Here is a 13,113-nt window from a genome sequence, read left to right as displayed (position 1 = left end):
ACGCCGCCCACCGGGGCGGAGGCGGACCGGGCGGCGTCGTCGGCGCCGGTGGCGGCCGGGAGGACCGGGTCGGCCACGCGGGCGGCGGTGGCCGCGGCGGTGGTGCCGGTGCCCGACGGGGCGTCGACGGCGAGCCCGGCGCCCGTCCAGGGCAGCACGGGCGCGAGGTGCGCCGGGTCGGTGGAGGTGCCGGGCGCCGCGGGCGCGGTCGGGGGCGTGACGGTCGGCGGGACCACGGCGTCGGTGACGGGGCGCAGCACGGCCACCACGGGGGCGAGGACGTCGCCGACGGGCGTCCCGCCGACGCCGCCGAGCACCGGGTCCACCACGCCGGTCACCACGGGGGCGACCACGGGCGTGAGGGCCGGGGCGAGCGGGGTGAGCACCGGGGTCAGGATGCTGAGCACCGGGGCCAGCACGCTCTCGGCCACCGGGGTCACGACGACCGTCGTCGCCGGAGCCAGGACGGGTCCGAGCGGCTCCACCACGTCCGCCACGGGGGTCACGACACCGTCGGCCAGGCCGTCGACCCGCGGCGACGCCACGTCCACGACCGGCGCGACGGCCCCGTCACCGAGGGCTGAGGTCACGGCGCCGACGAGCCCGGGCGCGTCGGCCGCGGGCGTCGTGACGGCAGGCGTCGAGGCGACGACGTCGGCCGCGTGCTGGGCTGCCTGGGCGGCGGGTGCCGCGGAGCCGTGGTGGGCCGCGGCGGGAGCCGGTGCCGGGTGGACCGGGGCGGCGGGCTGCGCGGGCGGCGGGGTCGCCGCGGGCGGCGGCAGCACGGCCTGCACCACGGGGGCGACCACCTGCTCCGTCACCGGCTGCGCGACCGCCCCGACCAGGTCGCCGACCTCGCCCAGCAGCGAGGTGGACCCGGACGCGGGCGGTGCCTCGTCGGCGGACGCGGCGGGGGCGAGCGCGACCACGGCAGCACCGGCGAGCGTCAGCCCGCCCGCCGCGTACAGGCCTCGACGGACCCATCGCGACGCGAGCGAGCGCGCACGCTGTGCGGCACCCGGTCGCGCTGTCATGGCGACTCCCCCTGAGTCTCCCTGGCGGGCCCACACCGTCTCTGGCGGGCCCTGACCCGGACGACGCTAAGAGGGCCGACAGGCGTTGGCAACACGTGCGCGCGGGTGGATTCGTCCGATCGAGGGACGTCGACGCCGTGACCTGCTCCGATGCGGCCGACCCCTCGGCAGGCGGGTCCGGGGCGCCGTGATCGGGACGCGGTGAGGTACGCACGTCGGCCACTCAGTGACCGCGAGGGCATCCCTCAATGTGCCCCACGCGACCCCCCAGTCGTCGGTGCGTGGGCCGGTGATGCCACTCAGTGCGCGGCGGGCGCTCCTTTAGATGGACGCCCGCGAACGGACACGGGCCACCCGCCCGCGGTACCGGTCGACAACCCCACACCCTGAGGTGAGTCCGCCATGTCCAGAAGTCCCCAGCCGCACGACATGGGACCCCCGCGACCGCAGCGGTTCGTCCCCGAGCTCGCCGGACGACCCGTCCGGCCCGCAGCGCCGGAGACCCGGCGCTCGCGACTGCGGGCGGTCGGGCGTCGCCTGCTCGCGGGCGCCACGGCGCTCGCGGTCACGGCGGGCACCTTCGCCGGCTCGGTCGCGTTCGCGCCCGCCGCGGCGGCGGCGATCCAGACGCCGATCCTCGACCTGGGCACCACGCAGCGGCTGGCGCAGCCGTTCGTCCTCGACGAGCACGCGCTCTACGGCGGCGCGACGGACTCGTTCTTCACCTACCCCATGAGCGAGCCGGGTCCCAACGGCGTGGTGGACGGACGTCGCCAGAACTCGATCAGCACGCAGACCCCGCGCCTGCGGATCGAGTCGATGAGCACCCTGGCGATCGACGGCGGCGGACCCGACGGCGCGAGGACGCCGCGTCTCTACAGCTGGTACTGGGGTGCCCCCGCGAACCAGAACCGTCCCGCCGGCTCCCCGACCCCGGCGACGAGCTACGTCTCCGTCGCGGCCTACGACGAGGGCTCGACCAGCGGCCAGGTCCACTACATCCCGATCCCCTCCGTGCTGAGCGGTCTGAGCACGTCCTACAACTACTGGTCCGGCGGCGAGGTCTACGAGCAGACCGGCGAGATCTACGTCGCGCCGGGCGAGTGCGTGGGCATCAACAGCTCGGGCCGGATGGGGATCTACGACCCGCAGACGGGGACGTCGCGCGGCTCCGCTCGCCTGGTGCCGCAGACCCCGGAGGACAACATCTTCGGGAGCAGCGACGGCTGCACGACCAACGGCAAGATCGCCTCCGACATGGCGATCGACGCGCTCGGCAACGCCTACATGCTGGTGCGGCAGTCGGCGAACGCCACGTTCCTCGTCCGGGTCGTCCCCGGTGAGCACCGTCAGCCGTGGGAGTACAACGTCGTCGGTCGCGTCCTGTCCAGCACGGGCGGCAACTACTCCACGGGCAACTACGTCTACGGGATGGCGTTCGTCAACGGCCAGCTCTACTTCCACGGGACGACGGGCGCCGTCAACCTGGTCCGGGTCGACCCGATCTCGATGCGGGTCCAGCAGTCGATCACCGACTCGGGCACCGGGTTCGACCTCGCCTCCGCCCAGACCGCACCCGTCCTCGCGGGCACGGTGTTCGACGACGCGAACGGCAACGGCGTGCTCGACGAGGGCGAGGTCGGCCTCGCCGGTCAGACCATCGCCCTGTACGACGATGCGGGCACCCTGCTCGGCACCCGCGAGACCGGTGGTGCCGGCGACTACTCGTTCATCCTCAACTCGACCGACGCGACGTTCCACGTCCGGCTCGTGCAGCCGCAGGTGAACGGGGTCAACGCCGTCCAGACGTACGCGTCCGCGTCGTCCAGCGGCCCGGTCAACCGGGTCACCGCGCTCTGCTCCGACGGCTCGATCACGGACGGCGCCGGCGCCTGCTCCGGCCAGGTGCCCATGCCCGCCCCGGACCCGAGCCTCGGCGACGTCGGCTCCGTCGCGGACCTGTCCGCGATGCCGATCCTCACGACCGTCGTCGTCGGCACCGGCCACGAGGTCTCCGACGCCGACTTCGGCGTGCACGCCCCGGCCACCGGGTCGTGGGGCGACTCCGGCGTCACCTCGACGCGCGCACAGGAGGGCCCGCGCCTGCACGAGCCCGACGGTGACCTCCTGCGTCTCGGCGACACCCGCGACGCGTCCACCGACGGCGCCTCCGACGACTCGCACGCCACCGACGACGGCGTGGCGATCGCCGGCCCGCGCGGCCCCATCGCGCTCGCCGGCGGCGGCACCGTCCTCGCGGTCGGCGCCGAGTACGACCTGATCGGCGCGCTGCGCGGCGAGGGCGCCGAGAACGCCCGGATGTCCGCGTGGCTCGCCGCCACCAACGCGCCGTCCGACTTCCGCACCGGCAGCACCGCGACGTCCGGCGAGGCCGGCACGGCCCGCGAGCAGTACCGCTACGCCGGCGCCGACGACGCGCTGGCCCCGCTCACCGTCCCGTCGACCGACCCCGCCGGCGGCCTGTCCGCCACCTGGCTGCGCGCGGTCGCGCTCGACGGCAGCACGCTCATCACCGAGCCGGACAACCGTTCCGGCGCCTACCAGCCCGCCCCGGGCTCCGCCGCGGCGAACACCCAGCACTGGGTGAACCGCGGCGAGGTCGAGGACCACCGCGTGCACGTGGCGAACGCCGTCGTGCGCGTCGCGGCCGCCACCACCGGCAAGGTCGCCGACGCCGCGTTCGACTTCGCGCTCGAGGGCCCGGTCTCCAGCACCGCGCCGTCCGCGACGACGAGCTCCGTGCGGCCGACCGCCCCCGACACCCTGACCTACTCCGGCACGTCGCACGCCCTGTCCGCGGTCGGCCAGGACGTGGGTGTCGCGCTCGACCGTGCCCCGGCCGGGTGGGCGGTCGAGGACCTGCGCGTGGTCGACACGCTCACCGGCGCCGAGGTGCCGGGCGCGACCGTCGACGTCACCACCGGCGAGGTCACCGTGCCCGGCTCGGCCCTCCCGCGCGGCGCCGACGTCACCGTCGAGTACACCTTCGAGGCCGGGGCCGACCCCGATGCCTCCACCTGGACGTTCGACATCGCCTCGGTGATCGCCGACGGCGTCGAGACCGCGGTCGCGACCGTCACCGTCGTCGACGGCGCCGGCGAGCCGAAGCCCGGCGCGGTGGTCACCTTCTCCGCCCCCGCCGGCGTGCACGTCTCCGAGGTCGTCGACAACGGCGACGGCACCTACACCGCGACGTTCGTGTCGACCGTCGCGCAGGAGGCGGAGATCCGCGCGTTCGTGGGCGTCGCCGGCCAGCCGACCGAGCTCCCCGACTCCCCGCAGACCGCGGTCTTCCTCGCGGGCCCGCCCGTCGTGATCGGCGAGTCCCGGTCCGTGGTCTCGATCGACGACGACGACCCGCGCACGGCCGACGACGTCGACGCGCACGTCGTCACCGTCACGCTGCTGGACGAGTACGGCAACATCGTGACCGGCGCGGCCGACGCCCTCGGCGGCTCCGGCCACGAGCGGGTCACCGTCCACGCCTTCACCGAGACGGAGGCACCCGGCGTCTACGTCGCCGACGTGACCTCGACGCTCGCCGGGTCGCACGCCGTCACCATCACGCACGGTGACGACCTCGTCATCGGCACGGTCGTGGCGGTGTACGCCGCGGGCCCTGCGGCCGGCGAGGGCTGGTCGTCCGTGACGATCGACGACCAGGACCCGCGCACCGCCGACGGCAACCACACGCACCTCGTGACGGTGACCCTCGTCGACGCGCACGGCAACGGCATCGACGGAGCCGGCGGGCTGCTGGCGGGCTCCGGGCCGGAGGGGCTCGACGTCGGACGGTTCGCGCCGACCGGCCCCGCCGGCATCTACACCGCCTTCGTCAGCTCGACCGTCGCCGGCGACCTGCCCGTGACCGTCACCCACGACGGCGACCTCGTCATCGGCACCGTCATCGCGGTGTTCGCCCCCGGGGCCCCCGACCTGCGCGAGGGCGCCTCGGCCCTGACCGCCGCGACCACCGGTGACCGCACGGTCGCCGACCCGGCCGCCGTCTCGCCCGACTCCGCCGCCCACGTCCACACGGCCGAGGTGACCGTCGTCGACGCGTTCGGCAACCGGGTCCCCGGGGTGGACGTCACGTTCGGTCGCGACGACGACGCCCTGGTGCCGCTCGGCGGCACGGTCGTCACCACCGGTGCCGACGGCGTCGCCCGCCTGCACCTCACGGCCGCCGTCGCCGGGACCTACACGGTCACCGCGACCGTCGCCCGCGCCGCCGTCCTGCCCGCCGAGGGCGTGACGTTCACGTTCGTCGCGGACGAGCCGGTCGTCGGCCCGGGCGGGTCCTCGATCGCGGCCGCTGCCGGCGAGGTCGAGGCGGACGGGATCGCGGCCCACTGAGTCGAGGTCACCGCCGTCGACCGGTTCGGCAACCCCGTCGCCGGTGCGCAGGTCGACCTCGACCTGCCCGCCGAGCTCGTCCTGACCGACGGTGCCCCCTCGGGCACCACCGGGGTCGACGGCACGTACCGCGTGCTCGTCGCGTCGACCGTCGCCGGTACCCACGAGGTCACCGCGACGCTCGGCGGCAGCCCGGTCACCGAGGGCAGCCCCGCGTCCGTCACCTTCACCTCGGGCGCCCCGTCCGCGGCCCGCTCGCAGTGGACGGTCGACCCGGCGGGCGCCCAGCCCGTCGGCGCGGAGTTCACCGCGACCGTCCGGCTGGCCGACGCCCACGGCAACGCCGTCGGCGCGGGCCACGCGGTGGAGCTCACCGTCCCGGACGAGGTGCAGGTCCTCGCGGAGGCCCCGTACCTCACCGACGACACCGGCCGCGTCGTCGTGCGGATGACCTCCGCCGTCGTCGGCGGGCACGTCGTGTCCGCCGCGGTGGGCGCCGACCGGATCGGTGAGCCCCGCACGCTGGAGTTCGTCGCCGACGCCCCGGACCTGGGCGTGGACGGCGAGTCCCGCCTGACCGCCACCGGTGGCGACCGTGCGGCCGACGGGGTCGACCGGCACACCGTCACCGCCACCCTCGCGGACCGGTTCGGCAACCCCGTCCCCGGCACCGAGGTCGCGTTCGCGCCGGCGGACGGCCTGGTCGCCGTCGGCGCGACCACGGTCACCACGGACGACACGGGCGTGGCGACCCTGGACGTCGTCTCGACGAGGGCGGGCACCCACGAGGTCACCGCCACCGTCGACGGCGCGCCGCTCCAGAACGGCGCGCCGGCCACGGTGACATTCGTCGCAGGTGCGGTCGACGTCGAGCGCTCGTCGTTCACCGTCGACCCGGAGGGCCCGCTCACCGCGGGTACCGGCCCCGAGTCGGACTTCACCGGCACAGTGGTCCTGCGTGACGCGCACGACAACCCCGTGCCCGGCGCGTCCGTCCAGGTCCGGGCGAACCCCGCCACGGACCGGGTGCCCGGGGCCGCCACGTCCGACGCGGACGGTGTCGCCACGGCGACGATCGGCTCGTCCACCGCCCTCACCGCGACCCTGTCGGCCACGGTCGTGTCCGGGGGCACGGAGCTCACGCTCCCGGGCGTGCAGCGCACGTGGACCGCGGGCGCACCCGACCTGGCCGAGGACGGCGGCTCCGCGCTCGCCGCGACCCCGGGCGAGGTCCCGGCGGACGGCGCCGCGACGCACACCGTCACGGCGACCCTGCGGGACGCGCACGGCAACCCCGTGCCCGGGACCGAGGTCGCGTTCCAGCTGCCCAGCGGCCTCGACGTCGCCGACGGCGGTCCCGCCACCGTGGCGACCGACGACGACGGCATCGCGGCGCTCGACGTCACCTCCCTGGTGGCGACGACCTTCCCCGTCGAGGCGACCGTCGCGGGCGAGCCCGTGCGCAACGGCAGCCCGGCGGAGGTGCGGTTCGCCGCGCTCGACGTCAGCGCGGCGGGCTCCACGCTCGCCGTCGCACCCGAGGGCCCGCTCACGGTGGGCCGCGACGACGCCGGCACCTACACGGTCACCGTCGTCACGCAGGACCGGAACGGCAACCCCGTCCCCGGCAGCGCCGTGACGGTCGAGGTCCGGGACGCGGACGGCGAGGTCGTCACCGAGCCGCTGCTCGCGGAGGCCGTCCTGGTCTCCGGCGACGGTGGCGTGGCCACCACCTCGCTCACGTCGACCCTCGCCGGCGCGTTCACCGTGCACGCGCTGATCGACGGCGAGCCGGTGCCCGGGAGCGGCACCGAGGTCACCTGGACCGCCGGCGCGCCGTCGGTCGAGCACTCCGAGCTGACCGTCACGCCCGGTGAGGTGGAGGCCGATGGCACCGCGGCGCACGGCGCGACCGCGGCCGTCCGCGACGCCTACGGCAACCCCGTGGCGGGCGTCGAGGTCGGCTTCGACGCCGAGCACCCGGTGCAGGTCGGCGACCCGGTCCTCGCGACCGACGCCGACGGTCTCGCGACCTCGGAGAAGACCTCCACCCGTGCGGGCACCTACGCGGTGACCGCCCAGGTCGAGGGCCTCGACCTGCCCGGCAGCGGTGCCACCATCACGTTCGTCAGCGGCGCGGCCTCGGCGGCGACCTCCTCCTGGACGGTCACCCCCGGCACCGCGCAGCCCGCCGGCGCGGACTTCACCGCTGAGGTGACGGTCCGGGACGCCACCGGGAACGCGGTCGAGGGCGCTGAGATCGGCCTCGAGCTGCCCGAGGGCGTCACCGCCCGCGAGGCCGGCCCGTACCTGTCGGGTGCGGACGGCACGGTCGTGGTGCGCCTGACCGCCGAGCGCGCGGGGGAGTACCCCGTCGCCGTCATGCTGGGCGCCGACCAGGTCGGCGACGTCGAGACGCTCGTGTTCGTCGCCGGCGAGGTCTCCCTGGAGACGTCGACCGTCGAGGCGACGACCCCGGTCGAGGCGAACGGCATCGACGCGAGCGTGGTCGTCGTGACCCTGCGCGACGCGTTCGGCAACGTCGTCACCGCCCCGCACGACGTGGTCGTGACCAGCACCCTGGGCACGGTCGGCAGCCCGTCGACCCGCTCCGGTGACGTCGTGGCGCGCGTGACGTCGCTGACCGCGGGCGAGGCCACGGTCTCGTTCACGGTCGACGGCGCGCAGGCCGTCGACTCGGCGACCGTGCTGTTCGTGGCGACGCCGGCGACCCCGGTCGTCGACCCGTCGAACGGCACGTCCGTCACCGGCCAGGTCCAGCCCGGCGCGGACGTCGAGGTCACGGACGCCGCCGGCGACCCGATCCCCGGCACCGCCACGGTTCGCCCGGACGGCACCTTCGTCTTCACGCCGGACGTGCCGCTCGAGGACGGCGCCCTGGTCGTCGTGGTCGCCGTCGACGAGCACGGCTTCACCTCCGACCCGGCCGCCGTCGTCGTGGACGCCACGCCGCCGCCGGCTCCGGTCGTGCCGCCGACCCAGGGCGACAAGGTCGAGGTCGAGGGCGTCGAGGAGGGTGCGACCCCGTCGATCCGCGACCCCGAGACCGGGACCGAGCTCCCCGGTGAGTGGGAGGACAACGGGGACGGGTCGTGGACCTTCACCCCGGAGACCCCGCTGGAGGAGGGTGACACGGCCGAGGTCGTCGTCACCGACCCGGCCGGCAACGAGTCCGAGGCCACCCCGGTGGTCGTGGACACCACGCCGCCGCCCGCCCCGGTCGTGCCGCCCACCCAGGGCGACAGGGTCGAGGTCGAGGGTGTCGAGGAGGGCGCGACCCCGTCCATCCGCGACCCTGAGACGGGTGCCGAGATCCCGGGTGAGTGGGAGGACAACGGCGACGGGTCGTGGACCTTCACGCCGGAGACCCCGCTGGAGGAGGGTGACGCGGCCGAGGTGGTCGTCACCGACCCGGCGGGCAACGAGTCCGACGCGACCCCGGTCGTCGTCGACACCACCCCGCCGCCGGCGCCGGTGGTCCCGCCGAGCCCGGGCGACAGGGTCGAGGTCGAGGGGGTCGAGGAGGGTGCGACGCCGTCCATCCGCGACCCGGGGACGGGCGCCGAGATCCCGGGTGAGTGGCAGGGCAACGGCGACGGGTCCTGGACCTTCACCCCGGAGACCCCGCTGGAGGAGGGTGACGCGGCCGAGGTCGTCGTCACCGACCCGGCCGGCAACGAGTCCGACGCCACGGTGGTCGACATCGACACCACGGCGCCCGACGCCCCGACGCTCAACCCGTCCAACGGCACGCGCGTCGTGGGTGTGGCGGAGCCGGGCTCGTTGGTCACCCTCACCGGTCCGGACGGGGTGCTGTGCACCGTCCGTGCCGATGAGGTGTCGGGTGCGTTCGACTGCGCCTTCGACCCCGCGCTGGAGCACGGCACCGAGGTGACCGCGGTCGCCACGGACGCCGCCGGCAACGTCTCGGGCCCGGCGACCGTCGTGGTCGATGCCACGGTCCCGGGTGCCCCGGTCCTCGACCCGTCGAACGGCTCGACGGTGTCCGGGACCGCGGAGCCCGGCTCGACGGTGGTCCTGACGCTGGAGCCGTCGGGCGAGGAGGTCGCCCGCGTGGTGGCCGACGAGGACGGCCGGTTCACGGTCCCGTTTGTCCCGGCGCTGGAGCACGACACCGTCATCGGCGCCGTCTCGGTGACCGAGGCCGGGAACACCGGCCCGCAGTCCCTCGTCACGGTGGACTCCGTCGCGCCGCCGGCGCCCGTGGTCCCGCCGACGCAGGGCGTGGTCGTCGAGGTCGAGGGCGTGGAGGAGGGTGCGACCCCGTCCATCCGCGACCCCGAGACCGGTGCCGAGGTGCCGGGCACCTGGGAGGACAACGGCGACGGGTCCTGGACCTTCACTCCCGAGACGCCGCTGACCGAGGAGGACTCCGTCGAGGTGGTCGTGACCGACCCCACCGGCAACCAGTCCGACTCCGTGGCCGTCGTGGTCGACACGACGCCGCCGCCGGCTCCGGTCGTGCCGCCCACCCAGGGCGACAAGGTCGAGGTCGAGGGTGTCGAGGAGGGGGCGACCCCGTCGATCCGTGACACCGAGACGGGTGAGCTCGTGCCCGGGACGTGGGAGGACAACGGGAACGGGTCGTGGACCTTCACGCCGGAGACGCCGCTGACCGAGGAGGATGCCGTCGAGGTGGTCGTGACCGACCCCGCGGGCAACGAGTCCGAGGCCACCCCGGTGGTCGTGGACACCACACCGCCGCCGGCTCCGGTGGTGCCGCCCACCCAGGGCGTGGTCGTCGAGGTCGAGGGTGTTGAGGTGGGCAGCACGCCCTCGATCCGCGACCCCGAGACCGGTGCGGAGGTGCCCGGGACGTGGGAGGACAAGGGCGAGGGTTCGTGGACCTTCACCCCGGACGTCCCGCTGACCGAGGAGGACTCCGTCGAGGTGGTCGTGACGGATCCCGCGGGCAACGAGTCCGAGGCCACGCCGGTCGTGGTCGACACGACGCCGCCGCCGGCTCCGGTCGTGCCGCCCACCCAGGGTGACAAGGTCGAGGTCGAGGGTGTCGAGGAGGGCAGCACGCCGTCCATCCGCGACCCCGAGACCGGCACCGAGGTGCCGGGCACGTGGGAGGACAAGGGCGACGGGTCGTGGACCTTCACCCCGGAGACGCCGCTGACCGAGGAGGACGCGGTCGAGGTGGTCGTGACCGACCCCGCGGGCAACGAGTCCGAGGCCACCCCGGTGGTTGTGGACACCACGCCGCCGCCGGCTCCGGTCGTGCCGCCCACCCAGGGCGTCGTGGTCGAGGTCGAGGGTGTCGAGGAGGGCAGCACGCCGTCCATCCGTGACCCGGATACCGGCGAGCTCGTCCCCGGGACGTGGGAGGACAACGGGAACGGGTCGTGGACCTTCATGCCCGAGACCCCGCTGACCGAGGAGGACGCCGTCGAGGTGGTCGTGACCGACCCCGCGGGCAACGAGTCCGAGGGCACGCCGGTCGTGGTCGACACGACGCCGCCGCCGGCTCCGGTCGTGCCGCCCACCCAGGGTGACAACGTCGAGGTCGAGGGTGCCGAGGCGGGGGCGACCCCGTCCATCCGTGACCCGGAGACCGGCGAGCTCGTCCCCGGGACGTGGGAGGACAACGGGAACGGGTCGTGGACGTTCACGCCGGACGTCCCGCTGGAGGAGGGTGACGCGGTCGAGGTCGTGGTCACCGACCCGGCGGGTAACGAGTCCGAGGCCACCCCGGTGGTCGTGGACACCACGCCGCCGCCGGCTCCGGTCGTGCCGCCCACTCAGGGCGACAAGGTCGAGGTCGAGGGTGTCGAGGAGGGCGCAACCCCGTCGATCCGTGACCCGGAGACGGGTGCCGAGGTCCCCGGGACGTGGGAGGACAACGGGAACGGGTCGTGGACGTTCACCCCGGACGTCCCGCTGACCGAGGAGGACGCGGTCGAGGTGGTCGTGACCGACCCCGCCGGCAACGAGTCCGACGCCACCCCGGTCGTCGTGGACACCACGCCGCCCGCGGCGCCGGTCGTCCCGCCGAGCACGGGCGAGACCATCGAGGTCGAGGGTGTCGAGGAGGGCAGCACGCCGTCGATCCGTGACCCGGAGACCGGCGAGCTCATCCCCGGGACGTGGGAGGACAAGGGCGACGGCTCCTGGGTCTTCACCCCGGACACCCCGCTGGAGGAGGGTGCCGCGGCCGAGGTCGTCGTCACCGACCCCGCGGGCAACGTGTCCGACCCGACGCCGGTCGTGGTGGCCGTCCCGGCGCCGCCGACCCCGGAGGTCGCACCCGTCGCCCCGGAAGCGGGCCCCGACGCCCCGGAGCCGGGCTCCGACCCGGAGCAGCAGGAGGCGGGTGACGGCGTCCTGGCCGTGACCGGCGCGCAGGTCGCGATCGGCGTCGTCCTGGTGCTGCTCCTGCTCGGTGCGGGCTGGCTGCTGCTCGCGGTTCGGCGCCGGAGGACGGAGGAGGCCCGATGAGCCACATGGACGAGCCGGGGACGCGGTCCCCGGTCGCCGGACCGTCCCGCCAGCGGCGCGGCGACGTGCCCGTCGCCGCCGGGACACCGGTGGCATCCCCGACGGGGGCCGCGTCGGGGGAGAGCACGCCCCGGCGTCGCGGGTTCGCCGCGCTGGGCGCGTGGGCGCGCGGCCCGCTCGGGTGGGTCGCCGCGGGGCTCGGCACGACGGTCCTCGTGGTCCTCGTCCTCGTCGCCGCCCTGGGTGGCGGTGCGAGGTCGGACCGGGAGGTCCGCGACGCGGTCGCCCTCGCGGCGGGCTTCCCCGCCGCGGTGACCGTGGCCGACGGCACCGTCGTGGAGTCCCGGGCCCTCGGGGACCGCGCCCACACCGCGACCGTGGAGGTCGCGGGTGCCGGTGATCAGGACGCGGCCCTCGCTCTGCTGGAGGACGGGGCGTTCACCCGGACCGGTGAGGTCGAGCGGGACGGGGTGCGGTCGTACTCCCTCGTGTCGGCCGACCTCGGGGTGACGGTCGTGCTCAAGGAGTCGGGCGGGGTCCCCGTCGTCACCTACACGGTGGCCCCTCGGGGCTGACCGCCGAACAGCCCCGGGCTGATCCCGCACGAGGACGGGCCCGGACCACCACGCGGTGGTCCGGGCCCGTCCGTCGTGCCGGCGGGTCGGCTCAGCCGTGCCGGCGGGTCGGCTCAGCCGTGCCGGCGGGTCGGCTCAGCCGTGCCGGCGGATCGGCTCAGCCGTGCCGGCGCCTCCGCGGCCGTGCCCGCGCCGACGCGGAGGTCAGCGCTCGCGGCTGCGCGGGATCGCGACGCTCAGCGCGAACGACACGACCGACACGATCAGCGCGCCGACGAACGCGTCGCCGAAGTCGTCGATCCGCAGGCCCCAGTCGGTCTGCTCGGTGATCCACGCGGTGAGCATGAGCATGAGCGCGTTGACGACGAGCGTGAACAGCCCCAGCGTCAGGATGTACAGCGGGATCGAGATGATGTTGACGATCGGCTTGACGACCGCGTTGACGATGCCGAAGACGAGCGCGACGGCGAGGATCACGCCGAGCCGGCCCCACGTCGTGTCGGCGCCGACGATCGAGATGCCCGGCAGCAGCACCTCGGCCAGCCACAGGGCGACGCCGCTGATCAGGACCCGCAGCACGAAGCTCATGCGTCGATCCTGCCATCGAGCCCGCTCGCCGCGCAGCCCCTCCGCCCGGCGGG

5 protein-coding genes and 1 pseudogene are annotated in these 13,113 nt (G+C 75.3%); 4 read left to right on the top strand and 2 right to left on the bottom strand.

Annotated elements, in window-relative coordinates; translation table 11 throughout:
• On the bottom strand, positions 1-1,034 hold a 1,034-nt coding region (locus G6556_RS11895; protein ID WP_166941552.1), incomplete at its 3' end, for a hypothetical protein.
• A gap of 402 nt (positions 1,035-1,436) precedes the next feature.
• On the opposite strand from G6556_RS11895, the gene G6556_RS11890 reads away from it, so the two are divergent.
• The 4 genes and pseudogenes from G6556_RS11890 to G6556_RS11880 all read left to right on the top strand — a co-directional run bounded on the left by G6556_RS11890 (position 1,437) and on the right by G6556_RS11880 (position 12,472).
• Positions 1,437-5,411, top strand: a complete 3,975-nt coding sequence (locus tag G6556_RS11890) for an invasin domain 3-containing protein (RefSeq protein ID WP_166941550.1) — start codon at positions 1,437-1,439, stop codon at positions 5,409-5,411.
• 12 nt (positions 5,412-5,423) lie between these two features.
• A pseudogene (locus G6556_RS19940) lies at positions 5,424-5,576 on the top strand (Ig-like domain-containing protein); the annotation flags it as partial.
• 282 nt (positions 5,577-5,858) lie between these two features.
• A complete protein-coding gene (locus G6556_RS11885) occupies positions 5,859-11,897 on the top strand; it encodes an Ig-like domain-containing protein (protein WP_240934430.1) in 6,039 nt (2,012 codons plus the stop codon).
• Positions 11,894-12,472: a hypothetical protein gene (locus G6556_RS11880; RefSeq protein ID WP_166941546.1), complete on the top strand. Its 579-nt coding sequence runs from the start codon at positions 11,894-11,896 to the stop codon at positions 12,470-12,472. The genes G6556_RS11885 and G6556_RS11880 overlap by 4 nt, the downstream gene beginning before the upstream one ends.
• A 204-nt stretch (positions 12,473-12,676) precedes the next feature.
• Here G6556_RS11880 and G6556_RS11875 read toward each other — a convergent pair whose 3' ends face one another.
• Positions 12,677-13,060, bottom strand: a complete 384-nt coding sequence (locus tag G6556_RS11875; protein WP_166941544.1) for a phage holin family protein — start codon at positions 13,058-13,060, stop codon at positions 12,677-12,679.
• Positions 13,061-13,113 lie beyond the last annotated feature (53 nt).

It is taken from the genome of Cellulomonas sp. IC4_254 (assembly GCF_011603975.1).
In the GTDB taxonomy this organism is placed as follows: domain Bacteria; phylum Actinomycetota; class Actinomycetes; order Actinomycetales; family Cellulomonadaceae; genus Cellulomonas.
The sequence above is the reverse complement of the archived record's forward strand: the minus strand, read 5'-3'. Positions and strand labels throughout refer to the sequence as shown.

Excerpts from the sequence above, each read along its gene's own strand:
- G6556_RS11890 (WP_166941550.1), top strand. The coding sequence starts at position 1,437 with ATGTCCAGAAGTCCCCAGCCGCACGACATGGGACCCCCGCGACCGCAG.
- G6556_RS11885 (WP_240934430.1), top strand. The coding sequence starts at position 5,859 with ATGACCTCCGCCGTCGTCGGCGGGCACGTCGTGTCCGCCGCGGTGGGC.
- G6556_RS11880 (WP_166941546.1), top strand. The coding sequence starts at position 11,894 with ATGAGCCACATGGACGAGCCGGGGACGCGGTCCCCGGTCGCCGGACCG.
- G6556_RS11875 (WP_166941544.1), bottom strand. The coding sequence starts at position 13,060 with ATGAGCTTCGTGCTGCGGGTCCTGATCAGCGGCGTCGCCCTGTGGCTG.